16 protein-coding genes and 5 pseudogenes are annotated in these 15,999 nt (G+C 60.0%); 9 read left to right on the top strand and 12 right to left on the bottom strand.

Annotation, left to right across the window (positions count from 1 at the left end; genetic code table 11):
- Window positions 1-24 precede the first annotated feature (24 nt).
- Together JZM24_RS18805 and JZM24_RS18800 are read left to right on the top strand one after the other, a co-directional pair.
- On the top strand, window positions 25-354 hold the full coding sequence (locus tag JZM24_RS18805; protein ID WP_312885021.1) for a hypothetical protein: 330 nt from the start codon (window positions 25-27) through the stop codon (window positions 352-354).
- Window positions 355-414: 60 nt separating this feature from the next.
- Window positions 415-753 (top strand): MFS transporter, encoded by a 339-nt coding sequence (locus tag JZM24_RS18800; protein WP_246580065.1) that lies wholly within the window; start codon window positions 415-417, stop codon window positions 751-753.
- Between the two features lie 156 nt (window positions 754-909).
- On the opposite strand, the pseudogene ssuB reads toward JZM24_RS18800, so the two are convergent.
- Both ssuB and ssuC read right to left on the bottom strand, forming a co-directional pair.
- Window positions 910-1,686, bottom strand: a pseudogene (ssuB, locus tag JZM24_RS13680) (aliphatic sulfonates ABC transporter ATP-binding protein).
- Window positions 1,683-2,467: pseudogene (ssuC, locus tag JZM24_RS13675) on the bottom strand (aliphatic sulfonate ABC transporter permease SsuC). The pseudogenes ssuB and ssuC overlap by 4 nt, the downstream one beginning before the upstream one ends.
- A 581-nt stretch (window positions 2,468-3,048) precedes the next feature.
- Between ssuC and JZM24_RS18795 the strand changes: the two are divergent.
- Window positions 3,049-3,367: pseudogene (locus JZM24_RS18795) on the top strand (siderophore-interacting protein); the annotation flags it as partial.
- A 114-nt stretch (window positions 3,368-3,481) separates the two neighbouring features.
- The gene (locus JZM24_RS19485) at window positions 3,482-3,940 is read left to right on the top strand and encodes a siderophore-interacting protein (RefSeq protein WP_376775568.1); all 459 of its coding nucleotides are present in this window, start codon (window positions 3,482-3,484) and stop codon (window positions 3,938-3,940) included.
- Here the strand turns inward: JZM24_RS19485 and JZM24_RS13665 are convergent.
- The 10 genes and pseudogenes from JZM24_RS13665 to hemB form a co-directional block, all read right to left on the bottom strand.
- Window positions 3,906-4,877: an acyltransferase family protein gene (locus JZM24_RS13665; protein WP_215670340.1), complete on the bottom strand. Its 972-nt coding sequence runs from the start codon at window positions 4,875-4,877 to the stop codon at window positions 3,906-3,908. The two genes, JZM24_RS19485 and JZM24_RS13665, sit on opposite strands and share 35 nt — an antisense overlap.
- The gene (locus JZM24_RS13660; RefSeq protein WP_215670338.1) at window positions 4,849-5,094 is read right to left on the bottom strand and encodes a hypothetical protein; all 246 of its coding nucleotides are present in this window, start codon (window positions 5,092-5,094) and stop codon (window positions 4,849-4,851) included. Before JZM24_RS13660 ends, JZM24_RS13665 begins: the two co-directional genes overlap by 29 nt.
- A gap of 210 nt (window positions 5,095-5,304) precedes the next feature.
- Window positions 5,305-6,282, bottom strand: coding sequence for a Csu type fimbrial protein (locus JZM24_RS13655; protein WP_215670336.1), 978 nt, complete (start codon window positions 6,280-6,282; stop codon window positions 5,305-5,307).
- A complete protein-coding gene (locus JZM24_RS13650; RefSeq protein ID WP_215670334.1) occupies window positions 6,275-6,832 on the bottom strand; it encodes a FimD/PapC C-terminal domain-containing protein in 558 nt (185 codons plus the stop codon). Before JZM24_RS13650 ends, JZM24_RS13655 begins: the two co-directional genes overlap by 8 nt.
- Window positions 6,833-6,874: 42 nt before the next feature.
- The gene (locus tag JZM24_RS13645) at window positions 6,875-7,336 is read right to left on the bottom strand and encodes a hypothetical protein (protein WP_215670332.1); all 462 of its coding nucleotides are present in this window, start codon (window positions 7,334-7,336) and stop codon (window positions 6,875-6,877) included.
- The gene (locus JZM24_RS18780) at window positions 7,312-8,175 is read right to left on the bottom strand and encodes a fimbria/pilus outer membrane usher protein (RefSeq protein WP_246580094.1); all 864 of its coding nucleotides are present in this window, start codon (window positions 8,173-8,175) and stop codon (window positions 7,312-7,314) included. Before JZM24_RS18780 ends, JZM24_RS13645 begins: the two co-directional genes overlap by 25 nt.
- A 154-nt stretch (window positions 8,176-8,329) precedes the next feature.
- Window positions 8,330-9,049 carry a fimbrial biogenesis chaperone gene (locus JZM24_RS13640; RefSeq protein ID WP_376775554.1) on the bottom strand — a complete coding sequence of 240 codons (720 nt, stop codon included), beginning with the start codon at window positions 9,047-9,049 and terminating at the stop codon, window positions 8,330-8,332.
- Between the two features lie 90 nt (window positions 9,050-9,139).
- Window positions 9,140-9,643, bottom strand: coding sequence for a Csu type fimbrial protein (locus tag JZM24_RS13635; protein WP_246580063.1), 504 nt, complete (start codon window positions 9,641-9,643; stop codon window positions 9,140-9,142).
- A 42-nt stretch (window positions 9,644-9,685) separates the two neighbouring features.
- Window positions 9,686-10,266: pseudogene (locus JZM24_RS19790) on the bottom strand (Csu type fimbrial protein).
- Between the two features lie 289 nt (window positions 10,267-10,555).
- Window positions 10,556-11,530: a porphobilinogen synthase gene (gene hemB / locus JZM24_RS13625; protein ID WP_215670328.1), complete on the bottom strand. Its 975-nt coding sequence runs from the start codon at window positions 11,528-11,530 to the stop codon at window positions 10,556-10,558.
- Window positions 11,531-12,085: 555 nt separating this feature from the next.
- Between hemB and JZM24_RS13620 the strand changes: the two genes are divergently transcribed.
- The 5 genes and pseudogenes from JZM24_RS13620 (at window position 12,086) to JZM24_RS18775 (ending at window position 15,984) form a co-directional block, all read left to right on the top strand.
- Entirely contained in the window at window positions 12,086-12,622 is a 537-nt protein-coding gene (locus JZM24_RS13620) for an ABC transporter ATP-binding protein (protein WP_215670326.1), read from the top strand.
- Window positions 12,576-12,872, top strand: a complete 297-nt coding sequence (locus JZM24_RS13615; protein WP_215670324.1) for a hypothetical protein — start codon at window positions 12,576-12,578, stop codon at window positions 12,870-12,872. The genes JZM24_RS13620 and JZM24_RS13615 overlap by 47 nt, the downstream gene beginning before the upstream one ends.
- Window positions 12,856-13,656 (top strand): ABC transporter permease, encoded by an 801-nt coding sequence (locus JZM24_RS13610; RefSeq protein WP_215670322.1) that lies wholly within the window; start codon window positions 12,856-12,858, stop codon window positions 13,654-13,656. The genes JZM24_RS13615 and JZM24_RS13610 overlap by 17 nt, the downstream gene beginning before the upstream one ends.
- A 175-nt stretch (window positions 13,657-13,831) precedes the next feature.
- On the top strand, window positions 13,832-14,947 hold the full coding sequence (locus JZM24_RS13605) for a CHASE4 domain-containing protein (protein WP_312885046.1): 1,116 nt from the start codon (window positions 13,832-13,834) through the stop codon (window positions 14,945-14,947).
- A pseudogene (locus tag JZM24_RS18775) lies at window positions 14,875-15,984 on the top strand (putative bifunctional diguanylate cyclase/phosphodiesterase). The gene JZM24_RS13605 and the pseudogene JZM24_RS18775 overlap by 73 nt, the downstream one beginning before the upstream one ends.
- Window positions 15,985-15,999 lie beyond the last annotated feature (15 nt).

The following is a 15,999-nucleotide window of genomic DNA, read 5'->3' as shown; positions in this document are numbered from 1 at the left end:
TTTATTATCGAAGGCCTACCGGCGGTGGCACTCGGCCTGCTGGCGCTGCTGATTTTGCCGCACGATGTACCATCCGCTCGCTGGCTGACGGCGGCGCAGCGCGACTGGCTGACGCGCGAATTGACCGAGCCCGACGCGGCGGCGGTGGCGGATGTCCCCCAGGTGCCGCTATGGCGTCAGCTATTTAATAAGCAGGTGTTGCTGTTGACGCTGGTGTATATGGGGGGTACCGCGGTGACCAACGGCCTGTCGCTGTGGCAGCCGCAAATGATCAAGAGTTTCCATATGTCCACCATGCAAATCGGCCTGCTCAATGCCATTCCGTTCGCCATCGCAAGCGTCGCGATGTATTAGTGGGGCGCCCATTCGGATAAACATCGTGAACGGACCTGGCATACCTGCCTGCCGCTGCTGTTGGGCGCCGCCGGGCTGGCCGGCACCATGTGGGTGTCCACTCTTGGTCCTACCATCGCGGTATTGTGCGTGGCGATCATCGCCGCCTCAATGATCAAAGGGCCGTTTTGGGCCATGGCCACCGAGCAGTTGCCGGCCCATAGCGCGGCCGTGGCGATAGGCCAAATCAACGCATTAAATAACCTGGGGGTCTTTGCCGGTACCTGGCTAATTGGCACGATTCGCACCGCGACCGGCAGCTTTACTTACGCGCTGGTGGCGCTGTCGCTGGCGGCCAGTCTGGCGGCCTGGCATCTGGGTCGGCACCGTCCCGTCACGCTACCGGTCAATGCCAAATAGCGTCGGCCGACCGCCTCCCAGGACGGCATCGCCTTTACACGTCCTGGGCGCGACGCGGCGCCCCCGCATATTTACCATCGCGTTAACCCTCACTTCAAGACGCCCAGGGCGTAACGCGGCGCTCCCGCATATTCACCATCTCGTTAACCCTTACCTTTACACACTCTGGGCGTAACGCACCGCGGGCGGCTGGCCGGCGGGGTGCAGAATCGGCTCGAGGACTTCCGCCTCCAGCTCCGCCAACCGGACGTTGCCGCGCCGCCGCGGACGCGGGGCGTCGACCCCTACATACAGCGCAATGCGCCCTTCTTCGATTAACACCACGCGATCCGCCAACGCCACCGCCTCGCTGACGTCATGGGTCACTAACAGGACGGTAAACCCGTGCTGGCGCCAGAGCGATTCAATTAACGCCTGCATCTCGATACGCGTAAGCGCATCCAGCGCGCCTAAGGGCTCATCAAGCAACAGCAGCGACGGCCGGTGAATTAATGCCCGTGCCAGCGCCACCCGCTGTTTTTAGCCCCCGGACAGCGCGGCCGGCCACTCGGATGCGCGGTGCTCCAACCCGACCGCCGCCAGCGTCTCGTCAGCTTCCCGGAGCCAGTCGCCCTTAAGCCCGAGCCCTACGTTATCGCGCACCGTTTTCCAGGGCAGCAGCCGCGCATCCTGAAACATCAACCTGGTCGAATCCCGCACCGCACCGAGGCTGGCATTGCCAGCCTTTAGCATGCCGCCATCGGGCTGTTCCAATCCTGCCAGCAGGCGCAGCAGCGTGCTTTTGCCGCAGCCGCTGCGGCCCACGACCGACACAAATTGACCGGCGGGAATGGCGAGACTTATCTGCTCAAGCACCTGGCGCGGGCCGTAATGCTTTTCCAGCTGGTTAATTTGCAAGGGGGTAGCGTCGGTCACTCTTGTCGCGAAGGTCATACCGCTGTCTCCTTATGCTGATAGGCCGGGTGCCAGCGCAGCCAGACGCGCTCCAGTAACAGGGTGCAGACATCCGCCAGCTTACCCAGCATGGCATACAAAATGATCGCCACCACCACCACATCGGTCTGCAAAAATTCCCGGGCGTTCATCGCCAGATAGCCAATACCTGAACTGGCGGAAATCGTTTCCGCCACGATAAGCGTCAGCCACATCAGCCCCAGGGAAAAGCGTATCCCCACCATAATCGACGGCAGCGCACCGGGCAAAATGACCTGACGGAACAAAGAGAAGCCGGACAGCCCATAGCTGCGTGCCATTTCCAGCAGACCGCGGTCAATATTGCGGATACCGTGGTAAGTATTAAGGGACAAGGGAAACAGCGTACCGAGCGCCACCAGGAATATTTTGGCGGTTTCATCGATGCCAAACCACAAGATGACCAGCGGGATCAGCGCCAGATGGGGGACGTTGCGCAGCATCTGTACCGAGGTATCCAATAACCGCTCGCCGGTGCGCGACAGACCGGTAATGAACCCCAGCACCAGCCCGATACCGCCGCCGATGGCGAATCCGGTAAAGGCGCGGGCGCTGCTGATGGCCAGGTTAGCCGCCAACTCACCGCTTGCGGTCAACCGCCAAAAGGTTTTGGCGATAGCCACCGGAGCCGGCAAGATTCGGCTGGACAACCAGCCGGCCTGTGCCGCTGCCTGCAGATAAGAATTAACAACACCGGCAGCGCCCAAAGCGCCAGGGCGTAAACGAGGCGTCCGGGTTCGATGCGACGCGGTCGACCAGCGGTTTTTTTGGGGTGTCGAGTGGAATAATCGCCATGGTGCTCCTTATGTACAACGGTGTCCTAGCGCGCGCCTGAGCGCGGGCACGCATGTCATAACCGGCGTCTTTGACAGCGCCGCCTGGCCCGGATCGCAGCCCTGCCGGGGCCGGGATCATCCTGCCGCCGACGCCGGCTGCAAGCCGCGGCGACAGGGATTCACTGGTACCTTAGTTCGGGTGTTTAGGGGTGTGAAATTAAATTTTTCGCTAAACAAAGCTAAAAATACGCTTAGCGTCAGCTTTGAACAGACTCGTGCGTTAACGACGCTTAACCTCAGCGCTGACCAGACGAGTGCGCTAACGACACTTAACCTCAGCGCTGACCAGACGAGTGCGCTAACGACGCTTAACCTCAGCGCTGGCGAGGCGGGTACGTCGCCCCCTGTCACACCGTGCGGTCGTCGGCCATCAGTGCGCGGGCTTTCGTGCTGAATGAAATCGAGAATTATTCCTATTATCTTTAAGTGATGATACAGTTGCGCGCAATCGACAGGAGTACATGTCAGGCGAATGTGAGGAGCGACTGTGTCATCAGGGCCATCCAGATATAAGATTTTTGACGTGACGCTAAAAGAAAGCGTTGCCATCACCCCGTCACTGCAATGCTGTGTGTTTTACGGCGCAGACGTCGCAAACATGACCCGCCACGCACCCGATCAGCGCATCAAAGTGGTATTGACGCTGGCCAGCGGCGAGCCGCCCTGTTTGGTGGATAACGGCGAATGGTATCCCGCCTGGCTGGCGCTGCCCGCCGCTACGTACCTACACCCTGCGTAATGTGCGGCCCGCTCAGGGTGAGCTGGATATCGACTTTGTGCGGCACGGCGATAACGGCCCGGCTTCGCGTTGGTTCAACCACGCTCGCGCCGGCGATCGTTTGCAACTTATTGCGCCCAATGCCGCCTTCGGCGGCCATGGCGGCGGGTTTGAATGGTTGCCCCCGGACGGAGTACGGCAGGTGTTGCTGGTGGCGGATGAAACCGCGACGCCGGCGGCGCTGGGCATTCTTGAGTCTTTGTCTTCGCTGGCAACGCCGCCGCAGGTGCAGGCTTTTTTTGAAGTGCCGCTCCGCGCCGATGTACAGCATCTCGATAGTTATACCTTCGCCAAAATCCATTGGCTAGCGCGTGAGAGTCTACCCCAGCAGCCCTATGGCCAGGCGTTGTTGACGGCGCTGCAATCCCGGCTGGTGATCTCCGATGATGCGCCACGCAGCCAGGATGAAGCGGCTCAGTCCGTTCTGCGACCGGAGCTTGAGCAAATGTGGGAAAGCGCCGCGCCGGCGCACTCCGCATTCTACGGTTGTATTGCCTGCGAATCCTCCGGGGTGAAAGCGATTCGCCGCTACTTGATTCACACCTGCGGCCTGCAGCGGGAAACCCTTAGCCTGATGGCCTATTGGTGCCACGGCCGCTGATCCCGCCGGCGGCGCTCAGCGCCACCGCCTCCCGGTTACGGCTGGAGCACGCGTGGGACCGGCCGTGTGCTAACTGCATAAATGGCGCCTCAATGTTAACGAACGTCAGGGCGCTAACGATGAAAACCGCTACCCAGGCCGCAATCAACGCGACAAAAGGCCCCCAATGGGGATAAAGCCAGCGGAAGCTGATGGTTAACATCAGTCCGTGCAGCAAATAGCTGCTGTAGCTTATGACCCCGGCGAAACGCAGCGACGGGCTGCGTAATAGGCCAAACAGGTCATTGCCACTGGCGGTGATGAGGAAAAACACCGCAATCAGCAATACCGACAGGCCCGTGTAGGCAAAGTCAAACAGATAGAAACTCAGGCCGACGCTCGCCAGCGCCACCGCCGAGAGCCCCTGTTTCAAGACCGGCTTTTTAAGCAGCGCCGCCGTCTCGGCGTGAAAACCCGGGCAGGTGTGTAATGTGGCGGTCAACATGCCGCCCACGAAGGCGAACAGAATACTGTACTGCACCGCCGAGATTGCCTGCGCCCAATGCAGCAATAGCAACAGGATGACAATCGCCCCGAGCGCGACCAGTCCGCACAGGCGTTGCCGGGCGAACATCGCCAACAGCGGAAACAGCAGATAAAACTTCATCTCAATGGCCAGCGTCCAGAAAACGCCGCACAAGATAAGCCAGCCGGGTTTGCCATCGGTGAGCGTCATGCCGCTGATAAAGCCAAACGACAGCCAGAACGCCAGCGAGCGCAGCAGGTAGCCCGCGTTCATGTTTGCGGTAAAACCGATAGCGGAGGAGAGAAAATACACCCCCGTCACCGCGATAAGGTACATCGGTAACAAGCGGAAGACGCGCCGACGGTAAAATACCACCGCCTCTCCCACACCGTGCGCCAGCGCCTTACGCCAGAACAGATAGCCGGTAATCATAAAAAACCGTGACGCCAAACGACCACAACTGCGTGAGAATACGCGGCACCAGCTCGTTGAAACTGGCGATGTAGCCGGCGTTGCGCAGGCCATCGATGATGACGAATTTGCCCTCATCGGCCATTTCGGCGGCGAAGGGTTTACGCACCAGCGGATAGAGCAACATACAGGTGACAAACGGGATGGCGCACAGGGAGAGGTAAACGAAATCGGGCATAACAATCCCTATCGGAAGCGAAACCATTAAGCTTAGAACATGCGCGGCGCGCAGGGCAAGGCGTTCACCGGCGCGGGACGGGACATTGACGCAAGTCGCGCCGCCGGCTTCGGCTGCCTAGGCCAGCAATGGCTTGTTTTAGCGTTATAAAATGAGATTTTTCAATTTCTGTAAACCCGTAATTTTCGGGTGTTAACGCACCCTCGCCTGTCAAAAAGCCAAGTCGATGACCACGCTATCGGTATACACCCCCGGCGGCGGGGTATTTTGTGTTTTGACGATTTTCGCCACGTAATTGAACACCCGTGTCAACCCATCGCTGGTCACGCTGATGGCGGCGGCGCTGGCCACGCGCTCAACGCCGCTGCTGCCCCAGCGCAGGCTGCCGTTGGCCTGGTAGATTTCATAACTCAGCCGTAGGCTGCCATTGGCCATGTTGCGCACATTGCCTATGGCATGAGCGCCGTTGCTAAAGCCTACCGAGTAGCTGCTGCCTTTGGTACAGGTGGCGCTGATGCTTTGAGTGACATCGTTAAAACTGGCGACCAGTGGCGCGCTGCCAAAATTGAGGTTCGGCGCGGTGATGGCGATACAGTCGTTGGTGACGACCAGCGTTACGCTCATCGGCACCACCACCGCGCCGGACTTCATGCCGGCGGGCAAACACATGCCGCCGACGCCGATGCTGGTGCAGATATTATATTGCGTCAGCACGTTCAAGGTTCCGCTGTAGGTGCCCGCCCTGACCGTGACGCCCGGCAACGTGCGCAGATACAGCCGCAGGGTGAAGTTAAGATTGCCCATGATGCCCACCAGATTAATCAACTCACGTGAGCCATAAGTGACGCCACTGCCGCCCACGCTCAGTTCGGTTGCGCAATTCGCCGAGGTACAAAGCTGTACCGGCACGCCGTCGCTGCCGTTTTGCAGCACCGTCCGGCCCCCGGACACCTGTCTGGCGCCGGTCAGTTGCAGTCGGATGTAGTTGGAAGAAAGCAGCGACGCGACGCTGCCGGCACCGCAGTTGACATGGACTTCGCCGCTAGCGGTGCTGGGCTGATTGTTAAGCACAAACGACGTCACGCTGCCGAGGTTGGCGCTGCTGGCGGGCAGCGAACAGGCGGCGCGGGCAGCGCCCCAGATGAATAACGGCAGCAGAAGCCAACGTCGCAGGCGGGGTCTAGTCATGGGGCGCTCCTGACGCAGGTTCATTCAACGGGCATCGCACCGGCCCGTAGGTTTTCAGCGCATACACCACACCGCCGGGCAGCGTCAGTCGCGCCTGGCAGCGACGTCCATCCGGCGTTTGTGCCGTGATGAGGTTTTCGTCGCCAAGATTATCCAGCCAGGCCTGGCCGTCCCAGCAGACAACCTCGGTCGGTTGGCACGGCCGGGTCAATTGCGTGGCGACGGGCAGCGGCTGGCCCTGGTCGTCGTGCAGGATAACCAGGGCTGCGCGAAGCTTCTGCACGCCAAAATTGACGGTATAGCCGCTCTGCCGGCGGATGGTCAGCCGCTGTTCTACCCGGGCGGCGGTGATTTCCGGCGGCAAATCGAGGGGGTTGATCGCGTACTTCGCCGGATAATAGGCGCTAACGCCTGGAATCAACAGATAGCCTTGGGCGTTGGTGACGCCCGCCAACTGATTTTCATAACTGACTTCCACATTGGGATAACCGGTTTTCACCAGCGCGAAGCTATTATTTAATTGATTAGCGGCCAACCATTGCCCATCCATCAGTACCAGCGCGCCGCTAAGATCGTTCCAGACGTTGTTTTCTCAGCCGTAACCGTAAATGCCGCCATCAATTTCCATCAGCGGATTGCGCCAGCCGATCATGCCTTGACGATAATCCGCGGCGCGCCGTTGGTGGGCATAGGCGAGATCCCAACTGATGCCACCATCGGACGGCATGGCGCTGGATAGGGTGAGCCGCTGCGCCATGCCGCCACCAGGGGACCGCTCCACCCCAGCGCTGGCGTTTGACAGCGCGCCAAACGGCACGATGAGGGCGACTGCCCCGCTCCACCCCGCCTGCAGTGGCGTGTAGCTGCCGGCAACAAACAGGCTGGCATCACCCCATAACGATTTGCTCCACGACAGGTTCCACAACTGCGTCCGCTCGCCCTGGGCGCTGTGAATCGCTACATAGGCCGCGCCCAGCCTGCCGTAGCGCGCCAGCGACAGGGTGGCATTATATTGTTCACTGCGGCGACTCAGACTCCAGCGCGTATCGCGCAACAGGGGGTTATCGCCGTTATCGTAAATCGCCAGATTGCCAAACCGGGCGCTACGCAGGATATGCTGCGTACCGATGCTGAACATGCGATTGTTATAGCGATAGCCGAAGCCGTACTGATCCCCCTGCTGCCCCTGCCACAGGCTATGGCTCCAGGAGTATTCACCACCCACAACGCGCCAAGACGCAGCTGGCTGCCGACACCCCCCAGCGCCAGGCTGTCCGAGCCTTCCGCCTGGGTTTCCAGCGTGAGCCAATCGGTTATCCCCCGACGATAGCTGCCGCTGGCGACCACCTCGCCGTAATCGGCGCTTGATGTGCCGTAGCCTTTGCGCAGCGCGCCGGCGGAAACGGAGAAATCCGCTAGCCCCGCGTCCATCATGGTGCTGGACACATAAAACGGCAGCGTGGTCACCACCTGTCGTCCGAGCGCGTCGGTGGTGACAATGACCGCATCGCCGGCACCGTTGACGAAGGGCAGATTGTTTAGCGACCAAGGACCGGGTTGCACCGACTCGCTATTGGTTTTAAAGCCGTTAACGAACATATCGACGGTAGTCGGCACCACCGCCGAGCCGCTAAATGACGGTAGCGGGTAGGTCACCAGGTACGGTTGCAGGGCAAAATCCCGAGCTATTTTCACTCCGCCGACCCGGACGCTGCTGCTCCAGGAGACCGAGCCGGTAATCAGATCCCCAATGGTCCAGCTTAAGGCGTCATCTTCTTTCTCATTGGACCAGGCGGTGTCGTAGCGGATATACCCGTTACGGGTACTGTTGGTGCCGCTCAGGCTGCGTTGCAGCACGCCGTCATGGCTGAAATAACCGTAATCGCCGAACATGCGCCATTCATTCCAGGCGGAGGTGCGCAGCGCACCATTGTAAAAACGGGCGGTGTAGACATCGTAATTAAGCACGGTACCGGTGCTGGTTCTGGCGGGATAGCGCGGCGCCGGGTGCTGGTGGGAAAACGCCTGTGCCGGCAGCCACGCATCTTCACTGCGCTTGCTGCGCGCCGCTACGCCAAAGGCGATCGCGATTATCCAGCCGGAACTCCAACTGCTGGCCGCGGGCCAGGGTCCCCTCGAGCGGCCAGCGGTAGCTGGCGTGGGGCAGCACATAGCCCAAGAGTCCCTCGCTTAAACGATGATGGTCAAACTGGGCCTGGATGAGCCGTGCGTGCACCGAGCCGTGGTTACTGAACTCGAGAAACACCCCGCCGCCTTCTTCGACCACCCGCCAGCTGAGCAACGGTTCGCCGGCGTCGGGCGCGGCCCGTTCACCGTAAACGAACAGCGGCAGCGAATAGCGCATTTGGAAGTTGACGCTGTGGGTTTTATCCTGTGAGTCTAGATGCGGCGTCGGAATTTCATCGAGCAATATCCGGTAAGCTAGCTCTTCGCCGGCGGCCGGCGGCGGCTGCTTAAGCAGACGCACTACCTGTTTTTGCCCCGGTTCGAGACGCAGCATGGGGGGACTGGCGATAACCCGCTGTTGGTTTTGATAGCCGTCGGTGCCATTGCGCTGTTGCCAGCCGAACACCCTGACCTGAATGAGCGTTGTGCTGGTACCGCGGTTCTCCACCCATAATTCCGAGGCTTTCTGTGCGGCGGTAATCACCGGATCCACCGGCCAGATAAGGACCGCGTTTCCCGCCCGCGCCGCGCCGCCGACCTGCAGGCTGGCAACCGCCAGCCACAATCCCAGACGCCTCAAAGCGCGAGTTCTACCTGCTCCTGTCATTATTCACTGCTCCTTAACTGCCACCGACTCCCTCGCCGCCGCCCAGTCGGCGCACGGCGCACATTACCATGACAGCGTCACCGTCAGCGTATCGGTATAGGTCCCCGACGCCGACATACCCGACAATTGCAGCGCGCCATAGACAGGCAGCACAATATGATTGGCGTCGCTGTAGGAGAGCGACACATCCTGCCCCACCGGTATGGCGTTGGCGGGGGTCAAACCGGCATCGGTGTAAAGCCGGTAACCAATAAGCTCCGTGCCGCCGACACGCTGTAAGTTACGCTGGCGGGTATAATGGCTACCGCCATCGATACGCATACTCAGCGTGGTACCTGGCGAACAGGCCAGTGAAAACGCCGTATTCTGCACCATGCTCGCGGTAAATAGCCGTCTGTCACTGCCGGCCTGGCTGCCGAAATCCAGTTTGCCAATGGTGGGGCCGCCGTTTATCAGGCAACCGGCGACTACCGTCGCCGCGACCTGAAAGCTCTGGTTAGGCAATTCCGCTGCCCGCAACGTCACTATGCCTACCAGCAGCGGCCACAAACCCCATCGGAATGTCAATACCCTGTTAATGCGCTCTCGCCACTTACTCTGGCGCAAAATTTAGTAGGTGACCTGCACATTGATAACATCTGCATAGGTCCCGGCTGGAATGCTGGTACTGTTGCCTCCCCCGGTGATGCGGCCATAAATCGGATAGATTTCGCCGTTAACCGGATCAGAGGTAGACGCGGCGGTCAGGTTAGTACCGTTGGCGATAGCGGAGGTAAACCCGGCGTCATCGTACAAGGTATAGGCCACCGCCTGCGTCGGGTCGGTGGTCAACGTCATGTAATGGGCGTTGGCGGTCACGGTACCATACGGGGTATTGGAGGGGAGGGCGCAGGATTGCTGCTGCCGGTGATCTGCACAATATAGGATGCGGCGCCATCCGAGCAACGCACGCGGATACCGTCGCCGATGTCAACGCTCATGGTGGCCTCAAGGGTATCGAAGGTTGCGGCATGCGTGCCGAAATCCAGATTGCCGAAATTGGCATTGGTGGTGGCAGGGTCGCCATTGATTAAGCAACCGTTGGTCAGGGTGAGCGTTGCGTTAATCGTACCAGTAGCTTCGGCAGCGCGCGCCGAATAACAGCAGAAAACGCCGGCCAGGCAGCCGACTGCCAAAAGCGTCTTACTCATAATCATCCTCTGACATGATGAAGTGAACGATGCTTTTCGCCTGGTGAAAACAAAGAATACGCCAAAGGGGTTGCAACGCGCCGGGAGGCGGGCGTAACCGGATGTGACTCGTAATTATTGATTGCTGCGTCATTGCCGCCAACACAGCTTTATTTAAGCAGAGTTTGTCCATTGAGCAAGAAATGGAGCGCTTTTTTTCTCGCTTGATGCCGTCGAAGCGCATGCTGCGGTCGAAGGCAAACCAGACGACGCGGCGCCGTAAAGCGTTACCGCGCCGGGCATTGATGAATCAAAAACCCTGTTCGGCAATATCCAGGCCGAAATAGCTGAGAATAATATCTGCGCCGGCGCGCTTGATAGCGCCCAGGGTTTCGCGCACGATTTGGCGTTCGTCAATGGCGCCGGCGGCGGCGGCAAATTTGATCATCGCGTATTCGCCGCTCACCTGATATGCCGCCAGCGGTAAATGGGTCGCCTCGCGGATATCGCGGATGGTGTCCAAAAAGGCGCCGGCCGGTTTCACCATCAACACATCGGCTCCTTCCTGCTCATCCAACAGCGACTCGCGTATCGCTTCGCGGCGGTTCATCGGGTTCATTTGATAGGTATTGCGGTTGCCTTTCAGGACAGTGCCCCCCGCTTCGCGAAACGGACCATAAAAGGCCGAGGCAAACTTGGTGGAATACGCCATGACGGCGGTGTCGATGAAGCCGGCACCGTCCAACGCGGCGCGTATCGCCTGCACCTGCCCGTCCATCGCCGCCGACGGGGCGATAAAATCCGCGCCGCCGCGCGCCGCCGCCACCGCCTGACGCCCCAAGTTCACAAGCGTAGCGTCATTGTCGACCCCGTTATCGTGCACCACGCCACAATGACCGTGGGTGGTATATTCGCAAAAGCAGGTGTCGGACATGACAATCATTTCCGGTGCCGTATCTTTACAAATGCGCGCCATCCGTGCGACTAAACCGTTCTCTTGCCAGGTATCGCTGCCGATATCATCCAAATGATGGGAAATGCCGAAGGTCATGACGGATTGAATGCCGGCTTTGGCATAGCGCTCAATTTCAAAAGCCAGGCGCGCTTCAGGTATCCTGACCACGCCAGGCATCGCGGACACCGGCACATAATCGCTGACCCCCTCCTCGACGAAGATAGGCAGCACCAAATCGCTGAGTTGCACCTCGGTTTCCTGGAACAGAGCGCGCAAAGCAGGGGTACGGCGCAAACGGCGTGGGCGTGAAACGGGATAAACACTGGACATTTTTTCTCCTGCGGGTGCTGAGGCAACGATTGCGACGAAATGGCCGGACCAAGGAAAATGCGCGTGACATTTGGCTCGGCCAGGACAAAACAGGCAATCACCTTAAAGATGACTTCGGCATTGGGTGAAACGATTACTGATTATACCGCGCGGGCAGCCGGCACGGCACCTCTCATTGTGCGGCCCCTTGCGGGGTTAACCTCTGGCGACGTGCCTGGTTCTGTTAGAATGGCAATCCGATGACAAATACGGCGCCGGATGAACGCCAACGGCCCGCTATACCAGGCAATAGCAAAGGAAACGAGCTGCGCTATTATGAGTTAACGTAGCGCGAGTGCAATGGCCGCCCCGGGCAGCCTACGCCTCTCTTAAGCCGCTAATGCATCGGGCAAGCGAGACGAATGGCGGAGCTATGCCAGTAACAAAATTGACGTTATGCTACTTATTTGCCGCCGGCGCGGTAACCTGTGGTACGGGGCGCGACGGCCACCGCCGCGCCAAAATGTATCCGGCGCCGGGCTGCTATTGCCGGCGCTTCACTAAAAGAGGCTGTTGATGTCCGCCGTGAAATTAGCCTTACGCCAGATTAGTCGCCGTTTCGGCACGCTAACCGCCCTGGCACCAACGGACCTGGAAGTGCAGCAAGGTGAATTTATTTGTCTCGTCGGCCCCTCCGGCTGCGGTAAAAGTACGCTGTTTAATGTCATTTCGGGCATATTGGCCCCCGACATCGGCCAGGTTCTCATTGACGGTCGCGACGTGACCGGCAACAGCGGTCACGTTGGCTATATGCTGCAAAAGGATCTGCTACTGCCTTGGAAGACGGTCATCGACAACATTGTGCCGAGTGCCACGGTCAACGGCGGCGCCAGTCGGGCACAGCGCGCGCAGGGTGTCGCGCTGGCCAGGCGTTACGGCCTGGGGGAGTTTATCAACCACTACCCCGCCGCGCTGTCTGGCGGCATGCGCCAGCTGGTGGCGTTGATGCGTACGCTGGCGATGGAGCACGATATCATGCTGCTGGATGAACCGTTTGGCGCGCTGGATGCACAAACCCGCCTCGCTATGCAGCAGTGGTTTTTGCAGGTGTGATCAGAGCAACGCCGAACGGTGGTGTTTATCCACCCATGATATCGACGAAGCCATCATGCTGGCGGATCGGGTGGTGGTCATGACGCCGCGGCCGTGCCGTATTGGCGCCCAATTGCCGGTGCCCGTGCCGCGACCGCGTTCCGTCGTCACGCTGACCGACCCGCGCTTTATCGCGCTGAAGGGGCAAATACTCTCCATGATTTATCACGACGCGACCACGGAGTCCGCAACGCATGAAAATCCTGCCTAAGGGGTTATTAGCGGTAGGCGGCCCGCTCATTGCCCTGCTGCTGGTCATCGCTTTCTGGGCCGCGGCGGTTCGTTGGTGGGACATCCCGCCGTATGTTCTCCCCTCGCCGGCGCTAACCTGGGCGCATATTCTGGCGGATCTGCCGGTGTTGCTGGAAGGGTTCCGGCAAACCTTCCTCACTTTTCTATTAGGTTTCGCACTGGGCGCCGGCGCTGGTTTTAGCTTTGCGGTCGTCATGGACGCCGTGCCGTGGGTACGCAGCGTGTTATATCCGATGCTGATTGCCAGCCAGGCCGTGCCCATCATCGCCATCTCGGCGTCGCTGACGATTTGGCTGGGTTTCGGCCTGGCGCCCAAGCTGGTTATCGTCGCGCTGGTGGTGTTTTTCCCGGTCGTGGTCAATGTGCTGGACGGGCTCGGTTCCGTCGACAGAGATAGTCTGAATCTGGTGCGCGCCATGGGCGGCAGCCGGCTCGGTGTTTTTCGCCATGTCAAACTGCCGGCCACTTATACGCCGCTGTTTTCCGCCCAGAAGCTGTCCGCCACCTTCAGCGTTACCGGCGCTATCGGCGAATGGACGGCCTCTACCAGCGGCGGACTGGGGGCCTATTTGCTTCAGGCCAACACGCGGTTGAACACCGCCGGTACTTTTGCCGCTATTGCCTTTCTGGCGCTGCTGGGGGTAGTGATCTTCCTGATGGTGCTGGCGTTGGAGTATCTGGTGATTCCCTGGCGCCACAGCGCCCAGGCGCGGCGTTGGTCGCGACGCTACTGGCGCGATTAACGCCCGACCCGCCGCCGCGGCAACGCGCTGCGTCAGAATAGCCGCAGGCGAACAAAACTGGCTTAAACGGTTAGCCTCTTCTAGCCTAAGGGGTGTGATATTACCAAGACCCGCAGCCGCTGCAGCGCGACAGGAAACATTGACAGTTGAATAATCGTATGGCTTTACCCGAGGGATTTCGCCGCACTTACTACAAAAATGTTTCATTCCATTTACTGCTGGTGTTGCTCCTGACGCTGAGCGCCGCGGCGGCGAGCATCAGCTGCACGAACTGGCGGTGCAACAATACAGCATCGCCGCCTGGCCACCGGTTTACGCACAACTCACCCGGCCTGCCCCCGACCGCCACTGGCTGGACGAAAATATCGGCGGTTGGCTGTTTACGGTATTCCATCATCAGAAGGTGTATCTGCTTAACGCCCACCGGCAGGGTATTTACGCCGCAGTGAACGGCCAGGGGTTTGCGCCACAGGCGGTGCTGCCGTTGTTGCCGCTGGCGGCACCGCTTATTACTGCCGCGTCCCGCCTGCCGCAAAATGCCCCGCTGGCGGCGCGCGCGAATAGCGCACATCTGACGCCGGCGCTGCATCTGGTGCCGCGCGGTCTGGCCGCCTTTGCCCGTGTTGCTGATCAACCGGTGGTGATCGCCGTAAGCCCGGTGAGTGCGCCGGCCGGTGCCACCGGCCCGGTGTTCTATTTGCTTAGCGTGGTGCCGCTGGACGCCACCTTCATCGACGCGTTAAGCCATCGCCACCTGCTTAATCCTTTACGCTTCAGCGCTACTCCTCAGAACCGTCGCGAGACCGCCCTGACGCTTATCGACCCGCAGGGACAGCCGGTCAGCGCTATCCGCTGGCGGCCACAGCATCCCGGCGCCGAAGTACTGCGCGCTACCTGGCCCGTGATACTGCCGGTCGCGGTGCTGCTGCTTGCCGTGATAGCCTGGATGATGCGCGCCATCTGGCAATCGGCGCTGCGTCTGCGCCAAACTGTGATTGCGCTGCAGGCGAGCGAGGCACAGGCGCTGCACGTCGCCTATCACGATGTGCTCACCGGCTTGCCCAACCGGGCGATGCTCGACGATGGCTTGGCGCAAGCGCTGGCCTACCCCGCACGCCAATCAGACTGCACGGCACTGCTGGCGTTGGATTTGGATCGGTTCAAGCAGGTTAACGACAGCCTGGGGGCCATCACGGCGGCGACGCGCTTATTAAAGCGGTGGCGACGCGGCTGTCCACGCTGGTACGCGAAGGCTGTCTGGTGGCACGTACCGGTGGCGATGAATTCATGATTTTGCAACGCGACGTCAAGGCGCGGCAAGATGTGCGGGCGCTCGGTCTACACATTATTGATGCCGTCAAGCAGCCGTTTCATCTCGGCGGGCACGATATTTTTATCGGTGTCAGTATCGGGGTGGCGCTGGCGCCGACGGATGCTATCGAAAAAGAGGATTTGAAACGCAAAGCCGGCATCGCCCTGTACGCCGCCAAGTCCCGCTGCCGCGACGGATTCCAGTGGTTCGAGCAATCCCAGGACGAGTCGCTGCGCGCGCGCGAAGCGATCGCGCGCGATCTCCGTGCTGAGCTACGCCTGCCAGAGGCGTTGTCGCTGCATTTCCTGCCACAAGTGGATATCACCGGGGAGCGGATTGTCGGCTTCGAGGCGCAATTACGCTGGCAGCACCCGCAGCACCGCTATTTGTCATCGTCGCAGTTACTATTGACGGCCGAAGAGAGCGGCTTAAGCATCGCTCTGGGGGAGTGGATGCTGACCCAATCCTGCCGCATTGCCCAGCAATGGCCGGACCGATTTATCGCGGTGAGCATCACGCCGGTGCATTTTTACAGCCCGGATTTCGTCGAGCGCGTCTTAGCGATTCTCCAGGTGCAGCAATGCGACCCGTCGCGCATCTAACTGGGCGTTAACGAAAGCGTTTTATTTAACCAGGACAATTACGCCCTCGGCATCCTGCAATCGCTGCGGGCCAACGGCTTTAAAATTACCGTGGAAAATTTTGGCGTCCGCTACTCCAGCATTCGGCACCTCAACCAATTCCCGGTGGATAAAATCAAAATCGACCCCTCGTTTATCCAGCATATGGGTCAGGACGACAATGCGGCGGCCATCATCGAATCGGTCATCCGTCTGGGGCATGCCATGGGCGTGTCGGTCACCGCCCGTGGCGTGGACAGTGAAGAAAAACGGGCCGCGCTGGCGCAGGTCGGCTGTAACGAACTTCAGGGCCCATTGTTCTCGAATGCGTTATCGGAACAGCGCGTCACAACGCTTTTGGCCAGCGCATCGCCGCCCGACGGCGTCCACAGTTGAGACGGGTATGCGCCG

It is taken from the genome of Candidatus Sodalis endolongispinus (assembly GCF_018777395.1).
In the GTDB taxonomy this organism is placed as follows: domain Bacteria; phylum Pseudomonadota; class Gammaproteobacteria; order Enterobacterales; family Enterobacteriaceae; genus Sodalis_B; species Sodalis_B endolongispinus.
The sequence above is the reverse complement of the archived record's forward strand: the minus strand, read 5'-3'. Positions and strand labels throughout refer to the sequence as shown.

Coding starts and splice junctions, on each gene's coding strand:
- JZM24_RS13665 (WP_215670340.1), bottom strand. CDS start 4,877: ATGATTACCGGCTATCTGTTCTGGCGTAAGGCGCTGGCGCACGGTGTG.
- JZM24_RS13660 (WP_215670338.1), bottom strand. CDS start 5,094: ATGCCCGATTTCGTTTACCTCTCCCTGTGCGCCATCCCGTTTGTCACC.
- JZM24_RS13655 (WP_215670336.1), bottom strand. CDS start 6,282: ATGACTAGACCCCGCCTGCGACGTTGGCTTCTGCTGCCGTTATTCATC.
- JZM24_RS13650 (WP_215670334.1), bottom strand. CDS start 6,832: ATGGATGGGCAATGGTTGGCCGCTAATCAATTAAATAATAGCTTCGCG.
- JZM24_RS18780 (WP_246580094.1), bottom strand. CDS start 8,175: ATGTTCGGCGATTACGGTTATTTCAGCCATGACGGCGTGCTGCAACGC.
- hemB (WP_215670328.1), bottom strand. CDS start 11,530: ATGTCCAGTGTTTATCCCGTTTCACGCCCACGCCGTTTGCGCCGTACC.
- JZM24_RS13620 (WP_215670326.1), top strand. CDS start 12,086: ATGTCCGCCGTGAAATTAGCCTTACGCCAGATTAGTCGCCGTTTCGGC.
- JZM24_RS13615 (WP_215670324.1), top strand. CDS start 12,576: ATGCACAAACCCGCCTCGCTATGCAGCAGTGGTTTTTGCAGGTGTGAT.
- JZM24_RS13610 (WP_215670322.1), top strand. CDS start 12,856: ATGAAAATCCTGCCTAAGGGGTTATTAGCGGTAGGCGGCCCGCTCATT.